This is a genomic window from Achromobacter sp. JCM 18799 (genome assembly GCF_055395645.1).
In genome coordinates this window covers 5425135-5448876 of record NZ_AP043866.1, presented here as the reverse complement: position 1 = coordinate 5448876, position 23742 = coordinate 5425135, and the positions used below count along the sequence as shown (strand labels likewise).

Sequence of the window (23742 nt, the reverse complement as noted above, 5' to 3'; positions counted from 1 at the left end):
CCTGGTAACGGGTCCTGACGGGCGGCCGCCGCGGCCGCCCTCAGACCACGTTGTATCACCTGGCGGGCGCGCCAGGACGACCCAGGCAGAAGCAACTGACTGTAAGCTGAACTTCTGCCGCCCACTCCGGTCGGATATCTCTATCCGCAATACCTGAGCAAACTTTAAAGGGGGCCGCATGAGCGCCAGACAACTCCTCGATCAACTGCTGCAGTCCGGGCAAGGGCTGCTGTCGGACACCACCAGCCGGGTGCAGAACGCCACGGGTGGCAAGGGCTCGTCCTTCCTGACAGGCCTGGGCGGCGGCGCGCTGGGCGCGGGCGCCCTGGGACTGCTGCTGGGCAGCAAGAAGGCCCGCAAGATCGGCGGCAAGGTCGCCATGTACGGCGGCATGGCGGCGCTGGGCGCCCTGGCCTACCGCGCCTATGGCGACTGGCAACGCAGCCAGGCCGGCGCGCCTGCCGCTCCCCCGCAGACGCTGGACCGCCTGCCCGCGCCCCAGGCCGAGCAGCACAGCACGGCGGTGCTGACGGCCATGATCGGCGCGGCCAAGGCCGACGGCCACATCGGCCCGGAAGAACGCGCGCTGCTCGAAACCGAGCTGTCCAAGCTGTCTTCGGACGCGCAAGACCGTCGCTGGCTTGAAGCCGAACTATCGCGCCCGCTGGATCCGTCCGTGATCGCGCAAGCCGCGCAGACGCCGGAAATGGCGGCCGAGATGTACCTGGCCAGCCTGCTGGTAGTGGACGAGGAAAGCTATATGGAACGCGCCTATCTGGACGAATTGGCGCGCCAGCTCAAGCTGCAGCCGGGCCTGAAGGAACAGCTCGAGCAGCACGCCCGGGCCGCCGCGGCCTGAGGCTGGCCGGCCTGCGCCCGGCTCAATCGGCGCGTAGGCCGATCGCCTGCGTCAAGGCGGTATAACGGTCGATATCCGCATCGATCATGGCTTGGAATTCCCGCGGCGTGCTGCTGGCCGGCGTGAAGCCCTGTTCACGCAACGCCGCCTGCACATCGGGGCGCTGGACGATCTTCGCCACCGCCGCATTCAGCTTGGCCACCACCGCGGGCGGCGTGGCTGCCGGCGCCAGCAGGCCGTGCCACTGGTCCAGCGCGTAGCCGGGCACGCCCTGCTCGGCCACCGTCGGCACCGACGGCAACAACGGCGAACGCGCCGGCGAGGTCACGGCCAGCGCCCGCAACTTGCCGGCCGCAATCAAAGGCGCGGCGCTGGACGCGGTGACCACGCCGACCCCGACCTGGCCCGCGGTCACGTCGGTAAGCGCCGGTCCGCAACCCTTGTAAGGCACGTGCTGCAGAGGCGCGCCGGTGGCGCGCGCCAGCATCTCGCCGGCCAGGTGCTGCGGCGTGCCGTTGCCGCAGGACGCGAACGCCAGCGACCGGTCCGGCGTGGCGGCGGCCAGCGCATCGTCCAGGCTGCGCCAGGGCGAAACCGCCGGCACCACATACACGGACGGCACGAAGGCCACGTTGATGACCGCCGCAAAGTCCCGCTTGGGCGCGAAGCCCAGATTGCTGTAAACCCCGGGATTGATCGCGAAGGAACTGTTGACCATCAGCAGCGTATGGCCGTCGGCAGGGGCTTCCGCCACGGCGCGCGCGCCGATGTTGCCGCTGGCGCCAGGACGGTTTTCCACCACGACCGCCATGCCAAACTGCTCCTGCAGGCTCGCGCCAATGCGGCGCGCCAGCAAGTCGGTGCCGCCGCCCGGCGGAAACGTCACCACGATGGTGATGGGGTGCGACGGATACGCGGCGTCCTTGGGCGCTTCGCCCGAAGGCGAATTGCCGCAGGCGGCCAGGGGCAAAACCAGGAACGCAAGAACAGAGCTAAGCAGGCGATTCATGATGCGGGCTTGCAAGCGTCCCTGCGCGGCAAGCGCGCGGGGACATGGGCAATGCCGGCCGGCGGCCGGCGGAAAGGCTCAGGCGTCCAGACCGATGTCGAGCACCTTGGCGCTATGGGTGATCCAACCCACCGCGATCTGGTCCACTCCGGTGGCCGCCACCGCGGCGGCGGTTTCGGGCGTGATGCGGCCCGAGGCTTCAGTAATGGCGCGGCCGCGCGCCATGGCCACTGCGCGGCGCAGATCGTCCAGGCTCATGTTGTCCAGCAGCACCACATCCACGCCCAGAGACAGCGCCGTTTCCAGCTGTTCCAGCGTGTCCACTTCCAGTTCGATCTTGACCATGTGGCCGATGCCGGCGCGCGCCCGCTCGACCGCCGTCGCGACCCCGCCCGCCAGCGCGATGTGGTTGTCCTTGATCAGCACCGCGTCGTCCAGGCCGTGGCGGTGATTGCTGCCGCCGCCCACGCGCACCGCGTACTTCTGCACGGCGCGCAGGCCCGGCATGGTCTTGCGGGTGCAGGTGACGCGGGCGCCGTAGCCTTCAATGGCGCGGGCGATGGACGCGGTGGCGCTGGCCACGCCGCTCAGGTGGCACAGGAAGTTCAGCGCCACGCGCTCGGCCGTCAACATGGCACGCGCGTTGCCGCTGATGCGGGCGATTTCCGTTCCCGGCTGCAGTTCGGCGCCATCGCGCAGCGCGACCTCGAACTTGATGGCGGGGTCCATGGCGCGAAACGCCAGGCGCGCCAGGTCCAGCCCGGCCAGCACGCCTTCCTGACGCGCGACCAATCGGGTCTGCGCCGTGGCGTCGGCGGGCACGATGGCATCGGTGGTCAGGTCCCCGGCGCGTCCCAGATCCTCGAGCAAGGCCGCGCGCACCAGCGGCTCCAGCATGACTTCCGGCAGAGGGGGAACGGGCAGTCGGGCGGTGGTCTGAGGCGCTTCGGCTTTAATGCTCATTTTGAGTATTTACCAGTTAAAAAAAGGCGCGCGGGGATTGCGCACCACTTATGCTAGAGACGAGCATAAGGCTTGTCAAGCGTCAGCCATTTTCCGTCCAGTTTGAAATGGCTTGCGTGATCGATTAAATTTTAATCACTGTGATTATTTCGAGATCATTAGCGTGTCATCGAGTCCGACATCTGCCTCGTGCTAATCACGGCGTCGCCAGGAGCAGGCAAGATCAAGTTCTTATTAAAGGTGCAACATGACAGCAGCAACCAAAGTTCTAACCACACACGTGCCGCTTCCGCTTGCCGACAAGGTCGATCAGATGGCCACACGGCTTGAACGCTCGCGCGGCTGGATCATGAAACAGGCGCTTTCGGCCTGGATCGCCCAGGAAGAGGAACGCGATCGGCTAACCCAGGAAGCATTGGCCGACGTAGACGCGGGCCGCGTCGTCGACCATCTGGCTGTGCAGGCGTGGGCGGAAAGCCTGGGCACTGACGAGCCGCTGCCGGTGCCACGTTGATGACGCTCAAATGGACCAGCAAAGCGCTGTCCGACTTAGTGCGCTTGTATGAATTCCTGGCCCCAGTAAACAAATCCGCTGCCACCAGGGCTGTGCAGGCGTTGGCCAAAGCGCCAACCATCCTGCAGACCAACCCGCGTATTGGCGAACAACTGTTCCAATTCGAACCACGAGAGGTGAGAAGAATCCTGGTTGGAGAGTACGAGATTCGCTACGAAATCCAGGATGCGGTTGTCCACGTGCTACGGCTGTGGCACACCCGCGAGAGCCGCTAAAACTCTTGGGTGACTTGGACTCTCAAGCGTGACGCATCTCAACGTCACATTGCCCGAGACAGCGGCAACTTGCTCCCCGCAATAGCGCGCTCCAGCAGCACGTCACGGCGAAAACGGAACAGCTTGGCCGGCCTGCCGGCCGTGCCCGTGGCCATTTCGCCGGTCTCTTCGACCAGCGCCTGCTGCTCGATGAGGCGGCGGAAATTCTGCTTGTGCAGGCCGCGCCCGGCCAGCGCTTCCACGGCCAGCTGCAATTGCAGCAAGGTGAACTGCGCGGGCATCAATTCGAACACCACGGGCCGGTACTTGATCTTGGCGCGCAGCCGGGCGATGCCGGTGGCCAGGATGCGGCGGTGGTCGTGGCGCATGGGTTCGCCGGGCACCACGGCGCCCTTGCCTCCGCGCCGCGCCGCTTCGGGCACCAGCCCCGCTTCGAACAGCAGCTCGTAGCGCTGCAGCACCATGTCCTCGTTCCAGGGCGAGCCGTCCAGCCCGAAGGTGATGGCGGCGCGTTGGCGGCGGCGTATGCGCACGGCCGCATCGCTACTGTCTTCGCACCAGGCGGCCAGGCGCGGCACGATCATGTCTTCCACCAGCGCGGGCGTGCCTGCGCGCCGGTCCTCCCAGGGGAAGTAGCGGTACCAATCCTGCCAGCCCACTTGCGCCACGCCGGTCTCGCCAGCCTCGCGCGTCAGGCCCAGGTAGCTGACCGACATCACGCGCGCACCCGATTCATCGGAGCGGTCGCCGTCGGCGAAGGTGTAGAGCTGCTCCACGTAACCCAAGGGGTGATGGGTCTGCTCCTCCACCCAGGCGCGCAGGCCGGCCTGCAGCGAACGGTGCGACAGTTCGAAGGGGCCAGCCGGCAAGGCGCGCGCATCGTCGGTCGTCAGCACCCGCGGCTCGCCGTTGGTGACGGCGACCAGCACGGCAACGAGTTCAGCATGGACGGAGCGTTCGACGGATTCAGTCAAGGTAGGCGTATGGAAAGTGAGAAACCGGGCGGCTTGCGGCAAGCCGCGAGGCGTCGGAAATTATAAGGTTCGAGCTCCTGCAACAGCCCCTTGCAAACGTGACAGGCATTCCTGCTCCGGGCAGGCCGCGCGGCCCTAAGATGGAAGTGGCAACCAGGCGCGTCGCCATCCCGGGACGCCCGCAAGCGGAGCAGACATCATGTTGAAAACCGCCCCCGATCCGCAGGCGGCCAAGGCCGCCGAAACGGAACACCCCGTCGCCGTCGACCCGCGCAAAGGCACCGAAATCCTGCCGATGGCGGACCACAGCAAGGAGGTCGCCGGCATGCCGCGGCGCGGACGCGCCGTTGCGGAACCCGGCGAACCCGGCATCATCACCCCGGAAGATGACGTGCTGGATACTTCTTACGAAAACCGCAAGAGCTGAGCCGGCGCGATAGCAAGATGATACGCGAGCCGGGCGCGGCCTCCGCAGCGCTCAGGCCGCGTCGGGCTGCGCCTGGAAGCCGCGCGCCAGGATCTCCACGAAAGCTTCGGTCACCGACGACGGCGCGGTCTGTGCGGGGTAAGCCATGCTGACGCGCACCGGCAGGCGCGGCGTGAACGGCCGTATCGCCAAACGGTCTGCGAACACCTCGGCAATGTAGGGATTGACCACGCCCAATCCGCTGCCGGCGGCAGCCAGCGCGCAGATGGTGGATGAATAGGTGGTCTCGATTTCCGAGGCGGGCTGCGCCCGGTGTTCCTGCATCGCGCCGCGCAGTTGCAGATAGACGTCGTCATCCGCATTGAGCACCAGCAGGCGGCGCCCGTCCAGGTCCATGATGTCGACGGACGGCTGCGCGGCCAGCGGATGGTCCGGCCTCATGACGCAAACCGCCTCGCTTTCATGCAAGACCTGCATTTCCAGCTGCGCGCCGTCCATGGGCGCGGTCGTCACCACCAGGTCGTAGGTGCCGTGCAGCAGCCCTTCCCGCAGATACTGGCTGCCCACGGTCTGCATGTTGATGTGGACCTCTGGATAGCGCTGCGCAAAGGTCTCGATCGCGCCGGGCAGCACGCCCAGCCCCAGCGCGGGGGTGCAGGCCAGCCGCAACACGCCGCTGCCGCTGCGCCGCATCGCGGCGACGCGGTCCTCGATGCGCTCCAGCCCCACGAAATGGCGCTGCACGGTATCGAACAAGTCCTTGGCCTCGCGCGTGGGCCGCAAGCGTCCGCGCTCCATGTCGAACAGCTTCAGGCCGCTGGCCTGCTGCACCTGCGCCAGCAGCCGGCTGACCGAGGGCTGGGTGGTGCGCAGCATCTGCGCCGCGCCGGTAGTGGTGCCGGCCAGCATGACCGCGTGGAAGGCTTCGATCTGGCGGAAATTCAGGGGTCGGCTCATGGCGGGGCAATGTATAGCAAACTTGCATAGCCTATGTTGAAAAAAGAATTTTTTCAAATACCCGCCGACTCCTACACTGGTTTTCCCAAGGGCGCCGCCAGATGCGCCCCCCGCGCTACCCAACCTTCCAGGGGAAACCACATGAACCTCCGCCGCTCCTGGCGCCAACTCCTGCAAACGCTGTGCCTGGGCCTGACGGCAGCCGCCCTGCCGCTGGCCGCGCATGCGCAAGCCAACTATCCCGACCGCCCGGTGCGCATCATCGTGCCCTTCACCGCGGGCGGCAGCTCCGACATCCAGGGGCGCCTGCTGGCCGAACACCTGGGCAAGCTCTACGGCCAATCGGTGGTGGTGGAAAACCGCCCCGGCGCCGGCGGCCACATCGGCGGCAAGTTCGTCGCCGACTCGGGGCCGGACGGCTACACCCTGCTGCTCGGCTCCATCGGCCTGCATGCCACCTACGGGGTCTACAAGAACCTCAACTACCAGCCGGCCCGCGATCTGAAGCTGATCACCATCGTGGCCGAAATGCCGCACGTGGTGGTGGCCAACCCCGCGCTGGAAGCCAACACCCTGGCCGAACTCACCGCGCTGGCAAAGGCCAAGCCGGAAACGCTGCACTTCGGCTCGGCCGGCGTGGGTTCGTCCGTGCACATGGTGGGCGAGCTCTACAAGATGGCCGCACAGGCGCCCATCGTGCACATCCCGTACCGCGGCAGTTCCGCCGCCACCAACGACCTGCTGGGCGGCCAGATCCAGCTGCTGTTCGAGAACGTGCCCACCACCATCGGCTACATCCAGGCCAAGAAGCTGAAGGCGCTGGCCATCACCGGCGCCACGCGCTCGCCGGCCCTGCCCGACGTGCCCACCGCCGCCGAAGCCGGCCTGCCCGGCCTGACGGTGACGTCCTGGACCACGCTGGCCGCCAGCAAGGACGTGCCCGATGCGCTGATCGAAAAGATCAGCGCCGACCTGCGCCGCATCTACGCCGACCCGGCATTCCGTGAAGGCCTGGAGCGCCTGGGCATGACCCCGGTGGGCAACAGCCCCGCCGACGCGCGCGCCTTCGTCGAACGCGAACGCGCCCGCTGGAACAAGGTCATCGAGACCGAACACATCACCGCGGGCTGAGCGCCCGGGGCGGCGCCTGCGCCGCCCTTTTTTCTTTCCGATTTCATCCTTGCTCCGCCATCCATGAACCGCATGCTCGCCACGCCCATCGCCTGCCGCCGCCTGGGCGCCACGCCGCACCATCATTTCTTCGGCTACTACAACAAGACCGTCTGGCATCGCGACGGCCGCTATCTGCTGGCCAACCGCACGCCGTTCAAGGACGCGCGGCTCACGCCCGAGCTGAGCGCCGAGGTGGGTTACTTCGACCTGCAGGACGGCGACCGCTACCACGCCGTCGGCAGCACCACGGCCTGGAACTGGCAGATGGGCTGCCAGCTGCAATGGCTGGACGGCGAGTCCGAGCCGCAGATGATCTACAACTGCCGCCGCGACGACGACAGCGGCTTCTATCCGGGCTTGCGCTCCGCGGTCCACAACGTCGCCACCGGCCAGACGCGCCACCTGCCGCTGCCCATCTACGTGGCCGCGCCCAACAGCCGCTATGCGCTCTGCGTGGATTACCGCCGCCTCTACATCACGCACGAGACCATCGGCTACAGCGAACACGCGCCCGGCCCGGTATCCAATGCCCCGGCCGACGACGGCATCCATAGCATGGACCTACAAAGCGGTGCGCATCGCCTGCTGGTCAGCTACGCCGACCTGCGCAACTTCCATCCGCGCGACTCGATGGAACGCGCCATCCACTGGGTCAGCCACATCGAGATCAATCCGTCGTCCTCGCGCATCCTGTTCCTGCACCGCTGGACCGAACGCGTCAAGGACGAGACCTGCTTCCTGCACCGGCTGATCACCATGAATGCCGACGGCAGCGACATGCGCCTGCTGGAATGCTCCGACCATCCGCTGCCGCAACTGGCCAACGACTTCGATCCCAGCGCGGTCGGCACCTTCGACTACGAGAAATCCGAATACCAGATCTCGCATCCGCTGTGGCGCGACGACCAGACCATCATCGTGTGGGGCCCGCATGACGGCAGCATCCACTACCACCTCTACCGCGATGCGCCCGGCGGCGCGGTCCAGGTCGTGGGCGATGGCGTGCTGACCGAGAACGGCCACATGACCTATTCGCCCGTGAACACGCGCTGGCTGCTCAGCGACACCTATCCGGACTCGACCACGCACGAGCGCATCCTGTTCCTCTACGACATGCGGACCGGCCTGCGCCACTCGCTGGGCAGCTTCTACGCAGATCCCGATCTGTCCAAGGAAAACCGCTGCGACCTGCATCCGCGCTGGAGCCGCGATGGCACCCAGGTCTGCATCGACTCCGTGCATGAAGGCGAGCGGCAGATGTATGTGTTGGACGTCACACCCATCGTCGGCACGCGCGGTTAAGCCATCCTCGACCGCCGCCTTGGCCTTGCGTCGAACCGCAACTCGGCCAGGCGGCGGACTACTCATCCCACCGCAAGGACTTCACACTATCGTCACCCCCTTGTAACGACCGACCTTTAACCTCGCTTTCGTTTTGCTTACAGATAACTGAGCGACTCGTTCGCGACTCTATGAGGTTGGAATGTCCCACTTGACTGATAAATTGCGCGCCCCCTATCGCGAAGCCCAAGGTGAAGTCACCGTCCCCGGGCAGATGTTCGACGAGATCGTCGCCGCGAATCCCCAGCGCCGCACTTTGCTGAAGAACAGCTTCGGCCTGTCAATGTTGTCCGTGTTCGGCGCATCGACCCTGCTGACCGCCTGTGGCGGCAGCGACGATGACGATAACGATGACGCCCCCTCCGGCAACGAACCGGGCGAAGGCGGCTCCAAGCCGACCCCCGGCCCCGACTACTCCGTCACGTTCACCCCGCTGGCCGACAAGATCGTCGCCGACACCGTCACCGTACCCGCGGGCTACGTGGCCGAAGTGCTGTATTCCGCCGGCGACAAGTGCATGATCGGCTCGGTCGGCTACGCCGGCGTGCCGCAGTCCTATCCCGCCACGGAAACCCAATCCGGCGGCCAACACGACGGCATGCACTTCTATGCCCTGCCCGGCGTCGACCCCAACCAGGGCGGCCTGCTGGTGTTGAACCACGAATCACTGGACGACGAGACCCTGGACCAGAGCGTCGAGGGCGTGAAGACCCGCCTGTCCAACGTCGGCGTATCCGTCATCGAAATCGCCCGCGGCGCCAACGGCGCTTGGGCCGTCAAGACCGATTCGCGCTACAACAAGCGCTACACCGGCAACACCGTCTACAACGTCAGCGGCCCGGCCAAGTCGGTGGTCGGCGACACCGTCGTCGGCACGCTGAACAACTGCGCCAGCGGCGACACGCCCTGGGGCACGTACCTGACCTGCGAAGAAACGCTCAACAACTACCACTACAAGACCGGCGACGCCGGCAAGCCGGCCGACCAGGGCTATGGCTGGGTGGTGGAGATCGATCCGCAGAACCCGGACTCGACCGCCGTCAAGCGCACCGCGATGGGCCGCTTCAGCCATGAGAACACGGCCTTCATGCTGGACGAGAACAACCGCGTCGCCTTCTACATGGGCGACGACACCACGCCCGGCTGCATCTACAAGTTCGTGCCCAGCAAACCCTATGACCCGGCCAACCGCGCCGCCAACATGGGCCTGCTGGACGAAGGCACGCTGTACGCCGCGCGCTTCAACGACGACGGCAGCGGCAACTGGGTCGAACTGACGGTAGGCAAGAACAACCTGACCGCCGGCGCCACCGATCCGGGCAACTTCACGCAAGTCGCCAGCGGCACCGTGATCACCGGCAAGCTCGTCAACTTCAATACGCAGGCCGACGTGCTGGTCAACACCGGGGCCGCCGCCCGCGTCGCCGGCGCCACGCTGATGGACCGCCCCGAGTGGATCACGGTGGGCGTGGACAAGACCGTGTACTGCACGCTGACCAACAACGGCAGCCGCAAGCGCACCAGCGCCGCCAACCCGCGCGTCAGCAACTCGCACGGCCACATCATCCGCTGGCACGAGCGCGGCGACTCGCCCCTGGCCACCACCTTCGAGTGGGACCTGCTGCTGCTGGCCGGCCGCGACAAGGCCGACGGCGTGGCCGCCAACCTGACCGGCAACGTCAACGGCGACACCTTCTCCAGTCCCGACGGCATCCGCGTCGACCCCAAGGGCCGCCTGTGGGTCCAGACCGACGCCGGCACCAGCGCCTCGACCACGGACTTCTTCGGCAATAACTCGATGTACTACATCGACCAGAAAACCGGCGAATCCAAGCGCTTCCTGGTCGGCCCGCTGGGCTGCGAGATCACCGGCATCGCCTACACGCCGGACCTGACCACGTTCTTCATCAACATCCAGCACCCGAACCAGGCGTGGAACACCCTGCGCGCCGGCGGCGGCGATGCGCGTTCCGCGACGGTGGTGGTGCGGCGTACTGATGGGAAGCCGGTGGGCGCGTAAGCGTTCCGGTTAAAAACGCCGCCCGGCACGTTGACGCCGGGCGGCGTTTTTTTATGCCGCGCAAATACAAAAAACCCGCAAGGCTTGGGCGCTTGCGGGTTTTTCGGTGCACGGCATTGCTGTGCGAATCCTGGCGGACAGAGGGGGATTCGAACCCCCGATACGCTTTTGACGTATACACGCTTTCCAGGCGTGCGCCTTCAACCACTCGGCCACCTGTCCTATCTGCGATTTTCGCTGCGGGCAAGCCGCTGCAGAAAATGCGAATCCGCGATTCTAGCAGATTTCGCATAACGCCGACAAGCGCACAAAGAAAAGGGGACGCTGTAAGCGTCCCCTGCCCCCGCTCAGCCGTCAGGAGGCCGACGCGGGCGGGTCCTGTTCCCGATAGGAGCTGACGGTGCCGTCCGGCTCGGTTTCCTCCAGCCGCACCCTGAAGCCCCACAACCGGGCTAGGTGCTTCATCACCTGTTCGGCGTCCTCGCCCGCCAGCGGACGGCCGCGGCTCTTCAGATGACGCAGCACCAGCGATCGATCCGAGTCGCGGTTGAACCTCACCACCTGGATGTCCGGCACCATGTTGTCGCGGTTGTGTTGCGCGGCCAGCAGGCGGCGGATGTCGCGGTAGCCTTCGTCGTCGTGGATGGCGGCGACTTCCAGCTTGGGGTTGGCCTGGTGGTCGGAGATCGCGAAGAAACGGAACTCGCGGATCAGGCGCGGCGACAGGTACTGCGAGATGAAGGACTCGTCCTTGAAGTTGCGCATGGCGAAGTCCAGCGTCTTCAGCCAGTCGCCGCCGGCGATGTCGGGGAACCAGCGCCGGTCCTCGGGCGTGGGCGCCTCGCAGATGCGGCGGATGTCGGACATCATCGCGAAGCCCAGCGCGTACGGGTTGATGCCGCCGTAGCCACGCTCGTCGAAGCCGCGCTGGCTGACCACGTTGGTGTGGCTTTGCAGGAACTCCATCATGAAGCCGTCGTTGACCAGGCCTTTTTCATGCAGCCGGTTCAGGATGGTGTAGTGCCAGAACGTGGCCCAGCCTTCGTTCATGACCTTGGTCTGGGTCTGCGGATAGAAGTACTGCGCGATCTTGCGGACGATGCGCACCAGCTCCTTCTGCCACGGCGCGAGCTTGGGCGAGTACTTCTCGATGAAATACAGCAGGTTCTCTTCGGGCTCCGGCGGGAACACCGAGGCCTCGACGTGCGTGTCCTTGTCGGCCTCCAGGCGCGGCAGGGTGCGCCAGAGGTCGTTGTACTGCAGCCGGGCGTGCTCCTGGCGTTCGGCCTGGCGCGCGGCCTCTTCCTTGTAGGAAATGGGCGTCGGGCGCTTGTAGCGGTCCACGCCGTGGTGCGAGAGCGCGTGGCAGGAGTCGAGCAAGGCTTCGACCGCATCGATGCCGTAGCGGTCCTCGCAGGACATGACGTACTTGCGCGCGAAGACAAGATAGTCCAGCACGCCGTCGGCGTCGGTCCATTGGCGGAACAGGTAATTGCCCTTGAAGAACGAGTTGTGGCCGTAACAGGCGTGGGCGATCACCAGCGCCTGCATCGTCATGGAGTTCTCTTCCATGAGATAGGAGATGCAAGGGTTGGAGTTGATGACGATCTCGTACGCCAGCCCCTGCATGCCGCGGCGGTAGAACTGCTCGTTGCGGATGAATTCCTTGCCGTACGACCAGTGCGGATAGCCGATGGGCAGACCGGCCGACGCGTAGGCGTCCAGCATCTGTTCCGAGGTGATTACCTCGATCTGGTTCGGGTAGGTGTCCAGTCCGTATTCGGCGGCGACCTTGGAGATCGCGTCGTCATAGGACTGGATCAGTTCGAAGGTCCATTCGGAACCCTGGGAGATGGGCCGGGCGCTGCCGGCGGCCTCCGGTTCCACGAGCGCTCCCACGATGGCATTCATGCGGTTTCCTTTTTGAACAGGTCATGGAACACGGGGAAGATCTCGCCGCGTTCGCAGATGCGCCGCATGACGAAATGCGGCTCCAGTTTCTGTTCATATTCCGCCCACAGGCTGCTCTTGCGCGCCTCCTGCGAGTCGGGTACTTCGATGTAGGCAAAGTAGCGCGTGGCCGGCAGCAGGTGCTCGGCCAGGAAGCGCGCGCTCTTGCCCGCGTCGGCGCCGAACGAGTCGCCGTCGCTGGCCTGCGCCGCATACACGTTCCAGGCGGTCGGCGGATAGCGCTTCTCCAGGATCTCGCGCATCAGTTCCAGCGCCGACAGCACGATGGTGCCGCCGCTCTTGGGATCGTAGAAGAAGGTATGTTCGTCGACTTCCTCGGCGTTGTCGGTGTGGCGGATGAAGACCAGGTCCACGTGTTCGTACTTGCGCGACAGGAACAGGTAAAGCAGCGAAAAGAAGCGCTTGGCCAGATCCTTCTTGTTTTCGTCCATGGAGCCCGACACGTCCATCAGGCAGAACATGACGGCGCGCGCCATGGGGATGGCCACCGACACCCGGTTGCGGTAGCGCAGGTCCAGGTCATCCAGGAACGGTACGCGAGCCAGGCGTTCGCGGCAGCCTTCGACATCCTGCTCCAGCGCCTTGATCTCGTCGGCTGGAGCGCCTGCTTCGAGCGCCTTGGCCAGGCGCTCCTCGGCATCCTCGAGATCGGCGCGCGCCTTTACGCCCAGCGACACGCGCCGCGCCAGCGAGGACTTGAGCGTGCGGCTGATGCTCAGCATGCTGGGCGAACCCGTGGTCGTGTAGCCGGCGCGTTGCCATTTCTTCTGGCTGACCTCGCCCAGCTGCGTGCGCGCCATGTGCGGCAGCTCCAGGTCCTCGAAGAACAGGTTCAGGAATTCGGCCCGCGACAGGCTGAAGGTGAACTGGTCGACCGATTCGCCTTCGCCCGGCTCGGAGCCGCCTTCCCCCTGCCCGCCCTGCGGCCGGTCGAAGGTGTCGCCCTTGGCAAACTCGCGGTTGCCAGGGTGCACGATCTCGCGGTCGCCGCCCTGGCCGTGGTGGAAGGACGGCTCGGAGATGTCGCGGGCGGGCAGGTTGATCTCCCCGCCCTGGTCCATGTCCTGGATGGAGCGGTCACGGATCATCCCGTGTACCGCCTTGCGGATCTGGTTCTTGTAACGCCGGAGAAAACGCTCCCGGTTGACGGCGCTCTTATTGCGCCCGTTAAGACGGCGATCGATGAGTGAATTCATGATTCACCTCGCTCAGGAAGACTTCCTCACACGGAGATACCACTCGCACAGCAGCCTGACCTGCTTTTCCGTGTAGCCCTTTTCGACCATGCGATCGACGAAGCTCTGATGCTTGGATTTGTCCTCGGCCGACGCCTTGGCGTTGAACGAGATCACCGGCAACAGGTCTTCGGTGTTCGAGAACATCTTCTTCTCGATCACTTCGCGCAGCTTTTCATAGCTGGTCCAGGTCGGGTTGCGGCCGTTGTTGTTGGCCCGCGCCCGCAGCACGAAGTTGACGATCTCGTTGCGGAAATCCTTCGGGTTGGCAATGCCAGCCGGCTTCTCGATCTTTTCCAGTTCGTCGTTGAGCGCGCTGCGGTCGAAGCTTTCGCCGGTTTCCGGGTCGCGGAATTCCTCGTCCTGGATCCAGCAGTCTGCAAAGGTCACGTAGCGGTCGAAGATGTTCTGGCCGTATTCCGAGTACGACTCGAGGTAGGCGGTCTGGATTTCCTTGCCGATGAATTCCGCGTAGCGCGGCGCCAGGTAGCCCTTGATGAATTCAAGATAGCGCCGGCGGATTTCCTCGGGATAGTCCTCGCGGCCGATCCGCTGCTCGAGCACGCACATCAGGTGCACCGGGTTGGCGGCGACTTCGGTCTGGTCGTAGTTGAAGACGCTGGACAGGATCTTGTACGCAAAACGCGTCGACACCCCGGTCATGCCTTCGTCCGTGCCGGCATAGTCCTTGTATTCCTGCAAGGCCTTGGCCTTGGGATCGACGTCCTTCAGGCTTTCGCCGTCGTAGACGCGCAGCTTCGAATAGATGCTGGAATTCTCGGGTTCCTTCAGGCGCGTCAGGACCGAGAACTGCGCCATCATGTCCAGCGTTCCCGGCGCGCACGGCGCCGTCGACAGCGAACTGTGGTGCAGCAGCTTTTCGTAGATGCGGACCTCTTCCGAGACCTGCAGGCAGTAAGGCACCTTGACGATGTAGATACGGTCGAGGAACGCCTCGTTGTGCTTGTTGTTGCGGAAGGTCTGCCATTCCGATTCGTTCGAGTGGGCCAGGATGGCGCCGTTGAACGGGATCGCGGAAAAGCCCTCGGTGCCCTTGAAGTTGCCTTCCTGGGTCGCCGTCAGCAAGGGGTGCAGCATCTTGATCGGGGCCTTGAACATCTCGACGAATTCCAGCAGCCCCTGATTGGCCAGGCACAGCCCGCCGGAGTAGCTGTAGGCGTCCGGATCATCCTGCGAGTGGCGATCGAGCATGCGGATGTCGACCTTGCCCACCAGCGACGAAATGTCCTGGTTGTTCTCGTCGCCGGGTTCGGTCTTGGCGATGGCGATCTGGCGCAGCACCGACGGGTTCAGGCGCACGACGCGGAACTTCGAAATGTCGCCGTCGAACTCCTTCAGGCGCTTCACGGCCCAGGGTGACATGATGCCGCTCAGGTAGCGGCGGGGAATGCCATATTCCTTTTCAAGCGTGTCGCCGAAACGTTCCGGATGGAACAGTCCGAGCGGCGATTCGTTGACCGGCGAGCCCTTCAAGGCGTAAATGGGATAGGCCTCCATCAGCGACTTGAGCCGCTCCGCGATGGACGACTTGCCGCCGCCCACCGGGCCCAGCAGATAAAGGATTTGCTTGCGCTCTTCCAGTCCCTGCGCGGCATGCTTGAAGAACGCGACGATCTGTCCGATCACGTCCTCCATGCCGTAGAACTCCTGGAACGCCGGGTAGCGTCGGATGGTCCGGTTGGAAAACAAACGGGAAAGACGTGGGTCGTTGCGCGTATCCACGATTTCGGGTTCGCCTATGGCCGCCAGCATGCGTTCTGCGGGGCTGGCGTACGCCATGGGATCGCTTTTGGCGAGGTTGAGGTACTCCTCGAGAGAGAGTTCCGATTCCTGCTCTCTTGCATACTGCGACTTGAAGCCTTCGACGATGTTTTGCACGGAAACCTCCTACAACACGCGAAAAATCCAATACGTCCCTACCTGCCCCCATTGTGCCTCAGCGCTCGCGCATTACTAGACAATCTCGCGATAAGCACTGTCGGCCGGATGGTATGTTGCTTTCGCCACACATCAACCAAAGGCATGATCAGGCCCTTTCCAATTAGGCTGCACTCTTCGGATGCAAGTTCCGTCAGGGAATGCAACTTAAGTGAATAAGTTCACTCGTTCGACTTCAGCATATCGCTGTATGCGTGCGTGCATGATGCGTCCGCACATGAAATGCTCAGCAATGATTTGAAGGGAAGAGCGATGTCCCAGGGATTTTTATGATGCGGGTATAAACCCGATGCGCCCGCTGTGCGATGGCAGCGGACGGTCTGAACGGCGCATGGCGTCTTCGTTCAGCAGCGTGCAGGTTCGGTTGTGAAAAGCACCGATGACACCGCACGAGGATCCGTGGTGACGAGGGCGCGTGGCATTGCACGGTGTAGTCCATCAGTGCGTGGCGCCAAGTCATGTGCCTATGCTAAAGCCAATTGACGTTTTTGTGGCAATTCATTTAGCGCAACGCCAAAAATAGTCATGTCACGCGCTTTCAGATTTATGCAATAGACACGCGCTGCAACTGCGCTGACGTGCGCAAACTTGATGACATATCAATGGCGCCAGCGCATCGCGATTGCCTGCCGGCCGCGGATTACCGACGCCTGCGCGATTGGCAGCCGCAAGCGCAGAGTGCTAATACCCCTTGCGGCGGCGATAGAATCACGCATTCGCAACGCGCCGCGCATCTGGCGCGCATGCTTCCACCACCCGTCGTCGTCGCCGCGTCATGCCTTTCCAATCCTGGCCAGCCGCATGAAAGCCCTCGCCAAACGCTGTTGCGCAGCGCTTTGCAGCGTCTCGCTGCTGCTTCTGGCCGCTTGCGGCAAGCAGACGGATCTGCCGGGTGACGCCTATGTCTGGCAACGCGTCTGGACGCCGCCCGTCAGCCAGGCGCTGGCCGAGAGCGCCGACGTGGTGCGGGCATGGCGCGTGCTGGTGGCGGAAATGAACCCGGATGGCAGATGGTTCACTGCTGCGCCCGATCTGGCCGCACTGGCTGCGGCCAGGCGTCCTGTCGTCATGGTTTTCCGCCTGGACGGCCGCGCCGATGCGCTGCCGGCGGCGGACGTGCTTGCGCGGATCAGGGCCGCGCGTCCCGCATGGGAAAGCGCGGGCATCGTCTTGGCCGGCATCGAAATCGATTACGACTGCGCCACCTCCAAATTGCCTGCCTACGCGGCTTTTCTGGAGACCTTGAAGCATGGCCTGGGACCGGACCTGCCTTTGTCGATAACCGCGCTGCCGACCTGGCTTGGCGGGTCCGGGCTCGACGCGCTGCTGCGGATTCCCGATGAAGCCGTGTTGCAGGTCCACGCGGTGCTGAGTCCCGAACAGGGGCTGTTCAATGCCAAGCGCGCAAGCGCCTGGCTTGCGGCTTTCGCGGATCGCACCCGGCGGCCGTGGCGCGTGGCGTTGGCCACCTATGGCAGCCGCGTAAGCTGGAACGACGACGGCAGCATTGCGGCGGTCGAAAGCGAGCGCCCCGCCCTGCTGCCAGGCGGCCGCGCTAGCGAACTGGTGGCCACGCCGGCGGCCATGGCGGCCTTCATCGATGAGATCCACCGCTCCCGCCCGCGCGGACTGGCGGGGATCGTCTGGTTCCGCCTGCCCACCGCGCGCGACGAACGCGCCTGGAGCCTGGCCACCTGGCGCGCCGTGATGACGCGCCAGCCCCTGGCGCCGGCGTTGTCCGTCACGGCGCGCGCGGCCGGCGGCAGCGGCGCGCAGGACCTGATACTTGCCAACAGCGGCAACGCCGACGCGGCCCTACCCTTCGTGATCCGCTGGGAAGGCGCTTGCCGCGCGGCCGACGGCATCAATGGCTACACCCTCGAACATGATTCCGGCGGCGCCTTCCTGCGCCGCTCCCAGAATGGCCTGCTGCATGCAGGCGGCCAACGCAACATAGGCTGGATACGCTGTGAAAACGGGCCCACGAGCTTCCATGTACAACCGTAAATCGCTTGCGGCGCTGCTGCTCCTGATGGGCGGCGGCATCGTCATCGCCTGCGGGCCGGAGTTTCCCGCCCAACTGCTCGACGACCGCGCGGCCACGCTGCGCGCGACGCCGGCCAACGCTTTCGGCTATGAAACCGCGCGCCTGGTGGACGCCAGCGATGCGCTGCGGGCCCGCGAAGCCTATGAATTGCCGGACGGCAGCTACCAGCAGAACGCCTTGCCGGAAGACCGCGATCCCGCGCTCACGCCGGCGCAGCGGGCCAGCGCCCGCGCCATGCGCGCGCAGGCCGACGGCGACCGGGCCTATGCGCTGGGCGCCGATTTGCCGGCAGCGGTACGTCTTTACACCGCAGCCGCGGTTGACACGCATGCCGCCCGCGAAGCGCCGGATGCCCACCGCCTGCTGGAGCAGGCGCGCGCCCGCTACCGCGCCATCCTCCAACTGCCGCCGCAGCAAGCGGCGGCGCGCAGCGTCTGGGCCGCCTATATGCTGGCGGAAATCGGGGACGAGGCAGAATCGGCCTCTGAAGACGCCGAGGCGCAGCGGCAGGCCGCGGCGCAAGCCTATGGCCGCGTGCGACAGCTGGCGCGCGACGGCGCGCCGGACCCGCTGGGCTTGGCCGTGGCCAGTTACGGCCAGGAGGCGCGCCTGTTCCTCGCCGGGCCGCAAGGACAATGCAGCTATATGGAGTTGGTCAACGCCGAGCCTTGCATGGACGCCATTCCCGCGGCCTCGCTGAAGCATGCGCTGCGCCTCTATGCCGAACAGGCCGCGCGCGACTCCGCGAGCGGCAATGCGTCGCTGCGCATGCTGGCCGAATGGGCCTTGGAAGATCCGGCGCGCACGCGCCGCCTGATCGACGATCCTGTCGCGCAGCGCCTGTTGGTGGCGTACGCGCTGGCCAGGGTCGGCGACATCGTGGATGGCAGGCCGGACAGCGCCAGCGATCCCTACGCCGCCTACGACACGACGGGCCAGGTGGGGTTGGCCGACGCGGCGCAAGGGCACGACGTTACGCCGAATCCGGCGCTGCAATCGCTGGTTGCGGCATTGGAAAGCCAGGATCTGAAGCAGGTGCCGGATGCCGACCGCGTGGCCGCGCTGGCCTACCGCATTGGCCGCTACGAGCTGGCGCAAACGCTGGCAACGCGGCTGGACACGGCCTTGGCCTGGTGGGTGCGCGCCAAGCTGGCGCTGCGGCAAGGCGACACGTTGGCGGCAGCCCGGGCCTATGCGCAGGCGGCACGCGCGTTTCCGCGCGCCGACGGCAGCCTGGAAGCTGTCGGCGCGGCGCGCCTGCTGGGCGAGCAAGGCGTGTTGACGCTGTCGCGCGGCCAATACGTCGAGGCGCTGGATCAACTGCTGCACGCCACCGTGAAGGACGATCCGGCCAACCCGGCCGAGGGCTTCTGGCTGTCCACCCCGTACTGGAATGATGCGGCCTACGTCGCCGAGCGCGTGCTGACGACCGCCGAACTCAAAGCCTATGTAGACCGGCACGCGCCCGCCACATCGACGCCGGCGGGGTCCGCGCCGCGCGACCCGCAGAATTTCTACGACTGGACAAGACAACACCCCGTCACCGCCTCCGATCGCCTGCGCCTGCTGCTGGCGCGCCGGATGGTGCGCGAAGGTTCGATCGAGCAGGCGCTGCCCTACTTCCCGGCCGATTCGGACGCCCGCTACGCCACACTGGAAAACACCGACGGCAAGTGGGAAGTGCGGCTGCAGGAAACCCGCCGGCTCGCCGCGGAGTATGGCGCGGCCTTGCGTCGTGCCGGCAGCGCCTGGGGCCGCACCGCACGGGCACAAGCCTGGTACGAGGCTTCGCGGCTGGCGCGGCGCGACGGGATGGAAATCATGGGTTTCGAGCAGGAGCCGGATTTCGCAGTCTATGGCGGCAGCACGAGCTATGGCGCGGGGCGCAGCGCGGTCCCAGGCTGGAAGGCGTATGACGGCGATCCCGGCACGCCCGAGACGCCGGCGCTGCGGGCCGCGGCCGCGCTGCCGGGTCCGTTCGTCACCGAAGAGGAACGCCGCCGCTATGCCGCCAGCGAAGCGCAGCCCTACGCCCGCTTCCACTACCGCGAGATCGCGGCCAATCATGCGCTGCGCGCGTCCGACGAGCTGCCGCGCCGCTCGCAGGCCTACGCCGCCGTGCTGTGCCAGGGCGCCCGCTACATCATCGACGATTCCCCGGAACTGGCCGCCACGATCTACCGCCGCTATATAGAACACGGCGCACGGGTCCCGTTCAGCGGCTCTTTCGGCCGCGAATGCGCCGCGCCCGATTTCCAGGCGGCTGCCTGGTTCCATTACACGCAGGCTGGAAAATCGTGGGAACGCCTGCGCCGCGACCATCCCGGCCTGCTGCTGGCGGCCGCGTTGCTGGCCCTGGCCGGCGGCGCCGCTGCGATCCTGGCCTGGCGCTACACCGCGGCGCGTACAGGGCGCCGCCTCTAAGACAACTCAGGGAGCTCCACGCGCCGCGTCAGCTGATTCCAGGTGTCGGCCACCCGGGCGCGCACGCGCAGATCCGCGCCCACCGGGGCGGTCTCGATGAATTCATAGCGCCTGGCGCCGTCCAGGTGCTCCAGCATGGGCAGGCGGACCATGCCGGCCGCGTCGCCCAGCAGCACCGGCGCCAGGTACAGCAGCAACTCATCCACGCAACCCGCGGCGACCAGCGCGCCGCTCAGGCCTGCGCCGGCTTCCACGTGGACCTCGTTGAACTGTTCCTGGGCCAGCCAGCGCATCATCGCCGGCAGGTCGACCCGGCCGGGCGCCTCGCCCGGCAGCAGCACCACGCGGGCGTTCCTGGCCTGCAGGCGCGCGGCCTTGGCCGCATCTACACGAGCCGTGAAGATGATGACCTCGGCGTCATCGAACAACCGTGCGTCCTCGGGGATTTCAAAACGGCCGTCCACCACGGCCTTGCGCGGCTGGCGGGGTGTGTCCACGCCTCTGACATTGAGCTGCGGATCGTCTTTCAGCACGGTACCCATGCCGGTCAGCACCACGCAGGCGCGGGCGCGCCAGCGGTGTCCGTCGGCGCGGGCCTCGGGCCCGGTGATCCATTGCGAGACGCCGTTATGCAGCGCGCTGCGTCCGTCCAGCGAGGCGGCCATCTTCATCCACACCCACGGCAGGCCGCGGCTCATGCGCGAGATGAAACCCGCGTTGATCGCCAGCGCCTCGCCACGGCAGACGCCAGTGGTCACCGCGATGCCGGCATCGCGCAGGCGCGCCAGCCCCTGGCCGTTGACCAGCGGATTGGGATCGCCCAGGGCCACCACCACCCGCGCCGGCCTGGCCGCGAGCACGGCGTCCACGCAGGGCGGCGTACGGCCGAAATGGCTGCAGGGTTCCAGGGTGACATAAAGCGTGGCGCCTTCCACCGATTCGCCTCGCGCCTGGACGTCGCGCAAGGCGCAGACTTCCGCGTGCGGACCGCCCGGCGGCTGCGTGGCGCCTTCACCCAGCACGCGGCCGTCGCGCACGATCACGCAGCCAACCCGGGGGTTGGGCGCGGTGGTGTACATGACGGTCTGCGCCAGCGCCAGGGCGCGCCGCATCCAGAAAATGTCGTCGTTGTCGCTGGGAATCATCATGACCAGGATTGTATGTCCGCCGCCGGGCGGGCAGGCGGTTTGGCAGCGGCTCCACGGGGCATCGGCAACCAATGTCCGTTTTAGGCCGATGGCGGTCTTTCGCCGCGCTCGCCGCCGCACCGGATTGCAGTAAAAATAGCTGCACACCCCTACAATTTGCCCTCCAGGAGCGCGGTTCATGAAACAAGCACTGATCGTCATCGACGTACAAGACTCTTTCCGGCAACGTCCGTTTTGGGATGAAGCCGAGTATCCGGCGTTCGTGGAGCAGATCCAGTCCCTGATCGACGCGGCCCAGGCCCGCGACATTCCGGTGCTGCAGGTATTCCACACCAGCGTATCGAACGACCCTGCCAACCCCTTCTCGATGGCCTCCGGCCACGTCAAGACGCTCAAGGAACTGCGCATCGCCCCCACCGCCGTGTTCCACAAGACCGTGCATTCCTCGCTCTATGCCAAGGACGCGGACGGCGCCAGCCTGCAGGACTGGCTGGTGAAGCACGGCATCGAAGGCATCATCGTCAGCGGCATCCGTACTGAACAGTGCTGCGAAACCACTTCGCGCCATGCCAGTGACGCCGGCTACAAGGTGGTGTTCCCCACCGACGCCACCCTGACCTTCGCCATGCAGAGCCCGTCCGGCCAGCACTACACGCCGGCCGAGATCCGCGACCGGACCGAACTGGTGCTGCAAGGGCGTTTTGCCCGCATCGCGCGCGCGGCCGACGCGCTGGCGGCCTGACACTGGCGGGGGGCCGCATGGTTCCGGTGTATTTCGTGCTGACGCGGGGCGTGGTGCTGCTGGACGTGGCAGGCCCCGCGGAGGCCTTCCGCGTGGCCAACAAGCTGGTTCCGGGCGCCTTTGAACAGCATTTCTGCGGCCCGTCCCGGGAGGTCGAAAGCGGCCTGCCCGGCCTGCACCTGGCGCATATCCAGGCCCTGCCGGCCAGTCTGCCGCCCGAGGCCCTGGTCATCATTTCAGGCGTGGTGGGCAAACCCACCCGCCTGGACGACCCCGACTCGCGCGCCATCATCGACTGGCTGGCCGTCCGCCATCCCGCGGACGGCTTCACGCTGATGACGGTATGCGCCGGCGCCCTGTTCGCCGCCGCCGCCGGCCTGACGCGGCAGCGCGACTGCACCACCCACCACACCTGCCTGGAACAGCTGGCCAGCATCGACCCGAGCGCGCGGCTGCATGACAACCGCATCTTCGTCGAGGACGGCAAGCTGGTCAGCAGCGCCGGCATCACGGCCGGCATCGACCTGGCGCTGCACATGGTGTCGCGCCATTGCGGGCCGCGCGTGGCCAGCGAAACGGCGCGCGACATGGTGGTCTACCAGCGGCGCGCCGGCACGGATTCCACGCTGTCGCCCTGGCTGGACCATCGCAGCCACATGCATCCGGGCGTGCACCGGGTGCAGGACGCGGTCATCCGCGATCCGGCAGCGCCCTGGTCGGCCCAATCGCTGGCGGACCAGGCGCACACCAGCGCGCGCCATCTGACGCGGCTGTTCCGCGAACACGCGGGCTGCACGCCGATGGACTATCTCTATCAGATACGCGTGGCGCTGGCGCGCGACCTGCTGCGCGATACCCGGCTGGACCTGGAGCGCGTGGCGGAAAAGTCGGGATTCGGCTCGGCGCAGCACATGCGCCGCGTGTGGCGCAAGTTCCAGCCGCTGACGCCCAGCCTGGCGCGTGCGGCTCCCACCATGCAATGACGGCGCCGCAGCGCCGTCATTTTCCAGCATCGGCTGAACCGCAGCCCTGCTAGTCCTTGCGCAGCTTGCCCGGCAACAGCGGCCCCTGCATCTCGCGGATGGCTTCGACGAATTCGCCGATGTCCTCGAAACTCTTGTAGACCGAAGCGAAGCGCACGTACGCGACCTTGTCGAGCTTGCGCAGTTCGTTCATGACGAGCTCACCGATGTGTTCGCTGGGCACTTCACGCAGTCCGCTGGCCAGCAACTGTTCTTCGATGCGCGCGACCGCGGCGTCCACATCTTCCGTGCTGACGGGGCGCTTGCGCAGCGCCAGGCTCAGGCTGGCGCGCAGCTTGCCGGGATCGTAGTCGCTGCGGCTGCCGTTGCGCTTGACGATGGAGGGCATGGCCAGCTCCACCCGCTCATAAGTGGTGAAGCGCTTGTCACAGGACAGGCAGCGACGGCGACGGCGTATGGCGTCGCCTTCTTCGGAGACCCGGCTATCTACGACCTGCGTTTCGGCATTGCCGCAAAATGGACACCGCATGTGTGATCCCTAAAGGCACTGAGGGGGGCAATATTTGAGCATATTGTAACGAGGCGTCCAGCCGCCAGCGCCAATACGGGCTAATCCGCCCCCGTATTTTTTACCAGGACGGCGCCGGCCGCCTGAAAGCAAAGGGACGGCGCCTTGCGGGGCCGTCCCTGGTAGACCGCTGCGGCCGGGCCACAGCCCGCC

The 23742-nt window shown here is 65.9% G+C and carries 20 protein-coding genes and 1 tRNA gene; 11 read left to right on the top strand and 10 right to left on the bottom strand.

What is annotated here, in order from left to right; all coding sequences use genetic code 11:
- Positions 1 to 178: 178 nt before the first annotated feature.
- Positions 179 to 859, top strand: a complete 681-nt coding sequence (locus ACZ5YA_RS25695) for a tellurite resistance TerB family protein (protein ID WP_059372919.1) — start codon at positions 179 to 181, stop codon at positions 857 to 859.
- A gap of 22 nt (positions 860 to 881) precedes the next feature.
- Here the strand turns inward: ACZ5YA_RS25695 and ACZ5YA_RS25690 are convergent, their stop codons facing one another.
- A complete protein-coding gene (locus ACZ5YA_RS25690) occupies positions 882 to 1868 on the bottom strand; it encodes a tripartite tricarboxylate transporter substrate binding protein (RefSeq protein WP_464091408.1) in 987 nt (328 codons plus the stop codon).
- Positions 1869 to 1946: 78 nt separating this feature from the next.
- Positions 1947 to 2831, bottom strand: coding sequence for a carboxylating nicotinate-nucleotide diphosphorylase (nadC, locus tag ACZ5YA_RS25685; protein WP_059372915.1), 885 nt, complete (start codon positions 2829 to 2831; stop codon positions 1947 to 1949).
- 247 nt (positions 2832 to 3078) lie between these two features.
- On the opposite strand from nadC, the gene ACZ5YA_RS25680 reads away from it, so the two are divergent.
- Together ACZ5YA_RS25680 and ACZ5YA_RS25675 are read left to right on the top strand one after the other, a co-directional pair.
- Positions 3079 to 3345, top strand: coding sequence for a CopG family ribbon-helix-helix protein (locus ACZ5YA_RS25680; protein ID WP_118932565.1), 267 nt, complete (start codon positions 3079 to 3081; stop codon positions 3343 to 3345).
- The gene (locus tag ACZ5YA_RS25675; protein ID WP_118932564.1) at positions 3345 to 3620 is read left to right on the top strand and encodes a type II toxin-antitoxin system RelE/ParE family toxin; all 276 of its coding nucleotides are present in this window, start codon (positions 3345 to 3347) and stop codon (positions 3618 to 3620) included. The genes ACZ5YA_RS25680 and ACZ5YA_RS25675 overlap by 1 nt, the downstream gene beginning before the upstream one ends.
- A 44-nt stretch (positions 3621 to 3664) precedes the next feature.
- On the opposite strand, the gene ACZ5YA_RS25670 is transcribed toward ACZ5YA_RS25675, so the two are convergent.
- Positions 3665 to 4594, bottom strand: coding sequence for an NUDIX hydrolase (locus tag ACZ5YA_RS25670; protein ID WP_118932595.1), 930 nt, complete (start codon positions 4592 to 4594; stop codon positions 3665 to 3667).
- Between the two features lie 199 nt (positions 4595 to 4793).
- Between ACZ5YA_RS25670 and ACZ5YA_RS25665 the strand changes: the two genes are divergently transcribed.
- Positions 4794 to 5021, top strand: coding sequence for a hypothetical protein (locus ACZ5YA_RS25665; protein WP_059372911.1), 228 nt, complete (start codon positions 4794 to 4796; stop codon positions 5019 to 5021).
- A 51-nt stretch (positions 5022 to 5072) separates the two neighbouring features.
- On the opposite strand, the gene ACZ5YA_RS25660 is transcribed toward ACZ5YA_RS25665, so the two are convergent.
- On the bottom strand, positions 5073 to 5978 hold the full coding sequence (locus tag ACZ5YA_RS25660; RefSeq protein WP_118932563.1) for a LysR substrate-binding domain-containing protein: 906 nt from the start codon (positions 5976 to 5978) through the stop codon (positions 5073 to 5075).
- Positions 5979 to 6119: 141 nt separating this feature from the next.
- On the opposite strand from ACZ5YA_RS25660, the gene ACZ5YA_RS25655 reads away from it, so the two are divergent.
- The 3 genes from ACZ5YA_RS25655 to ACZ5YA_RS25645 all read left to right on the top strand — a co-directional run bounded on the left by ACZ5YA_RS25655 (position 6120) and on the right by ACZ5YA_RS25645 (position 10512).
- The gene (locus ACZ5YA_RS25655; RefSeq protein WP_059372906.1) at positions 6120 to 7109 is read left to right on the top strand and encodes a Bug family tripartite tricarboxylate transporter substrate binding protein; all 990 of its coding nucleotides are present in this window, start codon (positions 6120 to 6122) and stop codon (positions 7107 to 7109) included.
- 63 nt (positions 7110 to 7172) lie between these two features.
- Positions 7173 to 8453, top strand: coding sequence for a hypothetical protein (locus ACZ5YA_RS25650; protein ID WP_118932562.1), 1281 nt, complete (start codon positions 7173 to 7175; stop codon positions 8451 to 8453).
- Between the two features lie 181 nt (positions 8454 to 8634).
- Positions 8635 to 10512 carry a PhoX family protein gene (locus tag ACZ5YA_RS25645; protein ID WP_059372903.1) on the top strand — a complete coding sequence of 626 codons (1878 nt, stop codon included), beginning with the start codon at positions 8635 to 8637 and terminating at the stop codon, positions 10510 to 10512.
- Positions 10513 to 10643: 131 nt separating this feature from the next.
- Here the strand turns inward: ACZ5YA_RS25645 and ACZ5YA_RS25640 are convergent.
- The 4 genes from ACZ5YA_RS25640 to ACZ5YA_RS25625 form a co-directional block, all read right to left on the bottom strand.
- Positions 10644 to 10734, bottom strand: a tRNA-Ser gene (locus ACZ5YA_RS25640).
- A gap of 132 nt (positions 10735 to 10866) precedes the next feature.
- The gene (locus tag ACZ5YA_RS25635) at positions 10867 to 12423 is read right to left on the bottom strand and encodes a SpoVR family protein (RefSeq protein ID WP_118932560.1); all 1557 of its coding nucleotides are present in this window, start codon (positions 12421 to 12423) and stop codon (positions 10867 to 10869) included.
- Positions 12420 to 13679 (bottom strand): YeaH/YhbH family protein, encoded by a 1260-nt coding sequence (locus tag ACZ5YA_RS25630; protein ID WP_059372901.1) that lies wholly within the window; start codon positions 13677 to 13679, stop codon positions 12420 to 12422. The genes ACZ5YA_RS25635 and ACZ5YA_RS25630 overlap by 4 nt, the downstream gene beginning before the upstream one ends.
- A 12-nt stretch (positions 13680 to 13691) precedes the next feature.
- Entirely contained in the window at positions 13692 to 15608 is a 1917-nt protein-coding gene (locus ACZ5YA_RS25625; RefSeq protein ID WP_464092875.1) for a PrkA family serine protein kinase, read from the bottom strand.
- Between the two features lie 870 nt (positions 15609 to 16478).
- Here ACZ5YA_RS25625 and ACZ5YA_RS25620 point away from each other — a divergent pair.
- Together ACZ5YA_RS25620 and ACZ5YA_RS25615 are read left to right on the top strand one after the other, a co-directional pair.
- The gene (locus ACZ5YA_RS25620; RefSeq protein WP_118932559.1) at positions 16479 to 17684 is read left to right on the top strand and encodes a DUF3142 domain-containing protein; all 1206 of its coding nucleotides are present in this window, start codon (positions 16479 to 16481) and stop codon (positions 17682 to 17684) included.
- Positions 17671 to 20148 carry a hypothetical protein gene (locus ACZ5YA_RS25615; RefSeq protein WP_280015910.1) on the top strand — a complete coding sequence of 826 codons (2478 nt, stop codon included), beginning with the start codon at positions 17671 to 17673 and terminating at the stop codon, positions 20146 to 20148. Before ACZ5YA_RS25620 ends, ACZ5YA_RS25615 begins: the two co-directional genes overlap by 14 nt.
- Here the strand turns inward: ACZ5YA_RS25615 and ribD are convergent.
- A complete protein-coding gene (gene ribD, locus ACZ5YA_RS25610) occupies positions 20145 to 21260 on the bottom strand; it encodes a bifunctional diaminohydroxyphosphoribosylaminopyrimidine deaminase/5-amino-6-(5-phosphoribosylamino)uracil reductase RibD (protein ID WP_280015927.1) in 1116 nt (371 codons plus the stop codon). The genes ACZ5YA_RS25615 and ribD overlap by 4 nt on opposite strands.
- 214 nt (positions 21261 to 21474) lie before the next feature.
- Here ribD and ACZ5YA_RS25605 point away from each other — a divergent pair, with 214 nt between their 5' ends.
- Complete coding sequence (locus tag ACZ5YA_RS25605; RefSeq protein WP_118932557.1) at positions 21475 to 22038, top strand: cysteine hydrolase family protein; 564 nt, start codon at positions 21475 to 21477, stop codon at positions 22036 to 22038.
- Between the two features lie 17 nt (positions 22039 to 22055).
- A complete protein-coding gene (locus tag ACZ5YA_RS25600) occupies positions 22056 to 23021 on the top strand; it encodes a GlxA family transcriptional regulator (protein WP_306634287.1) in 966 nt (321 codons plus the stop codon).
- A 49-nt stretch (positions 23022 to 23070) separates the two neighbouring features.
- Here the strand turns inward: ACZ5YA_RS25600 and nrdR are convergent, their stop codons facing one another.
- Entirely contained in the window at positions 23071 to 23550 is a 480-nt protein-coding gene (gene nrdR / locus ACZ5YA_RS25595) for a transcriptional regulator NrdR (RefSeq protein ID WP_013391422.1), read from the bottom strand.
- Positions 23551 to 23742 lie beyond the last annotated feature (192 nt).

What these genes read in the sequence shown, in the direction of transcription:
- ACZ5YA_RS25695 (WP_059372919.1), top strand. Translation starts at nt 179, where the DNA reads ATGAGCGCCAGACAACTCCTCGATCAACTGCTGCAGTCCGGGCAAGGG.
- ACZ5YA_RS25690 (WP_464091408.1), bottom strand. Translation starts at nt 1,868, where the DNA reads ATGAATCGCCTGCTTAGCTCTGTTCTTGCGTTCCTGGTTTTGCCCCTG.
- nadC (WP_059372915.1), bottom strand. Translation starts at nt 2,831, where the DNA reads ATGAGCATTAAAGCCGAAGCGCCTCAGACCACCGCCCGACTGCCCGTT.
- ACZ5YA_RS25680 (WP_118932565.1), top strand. Translation starts at nt 3,079, where the DNA reads ATGACAGCAGCAACCAAAGTTCTAACCACACACGTGCCGCTTCCGCTT.
- ACZ5YA_RS25675 (WP_118932564.1), top strand. Translation starts at nt 3,345, where the DNA reads ATGACGCTCAAATGGACCAGCAAAGCGCTGTCCGACTTAGTGCGCTTG.
- ACZ5YA_RS25665 (WP_059372911.1), top strand. Translation starts at nt 4,794, where the DNA reads ATGTTGAAAACCGCCCCCGATCCGCAGGCGGCCAAGGCCGCCGAAACG.
- ACZ5YA_RS25660 (WP_118932563.1), bottom strand. Translation starts at nt 5,978, where the DNA reads ATGAGCCGACCCCTGAATTTCCGCCAGATCGAAGCCTTCCACGCGGTC.
- ACZ5YA_RS25655 (WP_059372906.1), top strand. Translation starts at nt 6,120, where the DNA reads ATGAACCTCCGCCGCTCCTGGCGCCAACTCCTGCAAACGCTGTGCCTG.
- ACZ5YA_RS25650 (WP_118932562.1), top strand. Translation starts at nt 7,173, where the DNA reads ATGAACCGCATGCTCGCCACGCCCATCGCCTGCCGCCGCCTGGGCGCC.
- ACZ5YA_RS25645 (WP_059372903.1), top strand. Translation starts at nt 8,635, where the DNA reads ATGTCCCACTTGACTGATAAATTGCGCGCCCCCTATCGCGAAGCCCAA.
- ACZ5YA_RS25635 (WP_118932560.1), bottom strand. Translation starts at nt 12,423, where the DNA reads ATGAATGCCATCGTGGGAGCGCTCGTGGAACCGGAGGCCGCCGGCAGC.
- ACZ5YA_RS25630 (WP_059372901.1), bottom strand. Translation starts at nt 13,679, where the DNA reads ATGAATTCACTCATCGATCGCCGTCTTAACGGGCGCAATAAGAGCGCC.
- ACZ5YA_RS25620 (WP_118932559.1), top strand. Translation starts at nt 16,479, where the DNA reads ATGAAAGCCCTCGCCAAACGCTGTTGCGCAGCGCTTTGCAGCGTCTCG.
- ACZ5YA_RS25615 (WP_280015910.1), top strand. Translation starts at nt 17,671, where the DNA reads ATGTACAACCGTAAATCGCTTGCGGCGCTGCTGCTCCTGATGGGCGGC.
- ribD (WP_280015927.1), bottom strand. Translation starts at nt 21,260, where the DNA reads ATGCGGCGCGCCCTGGCGCTGGCGCAGACCGTCATGTACACCACCGCG.
- ACZ5YA_RS25605 (WP_118932557.1), top strand. Translation starts at nt 21,475, where the DNA reads ATGAAACAAGCACTGATCGTCATCGACGTACAAGACTCTTTCCGGCAA.
- ACZ5YA_RS25600 (WP_306634287.1), top strand. Translation starts at nt 22,056, where the DNA reads ATGGTTCCGGTGTATTTCGTGCTGACGCGGGGCGTGGTGCTGCTGGAC.
- nrdR (WP_013391422.1), bottom strand. Translation starts at nt 23,550, where the DNA reads ATGCGGTGTCCATTTTGCGGCAATGCCGAAACGCAGGTCGTAGATAGC.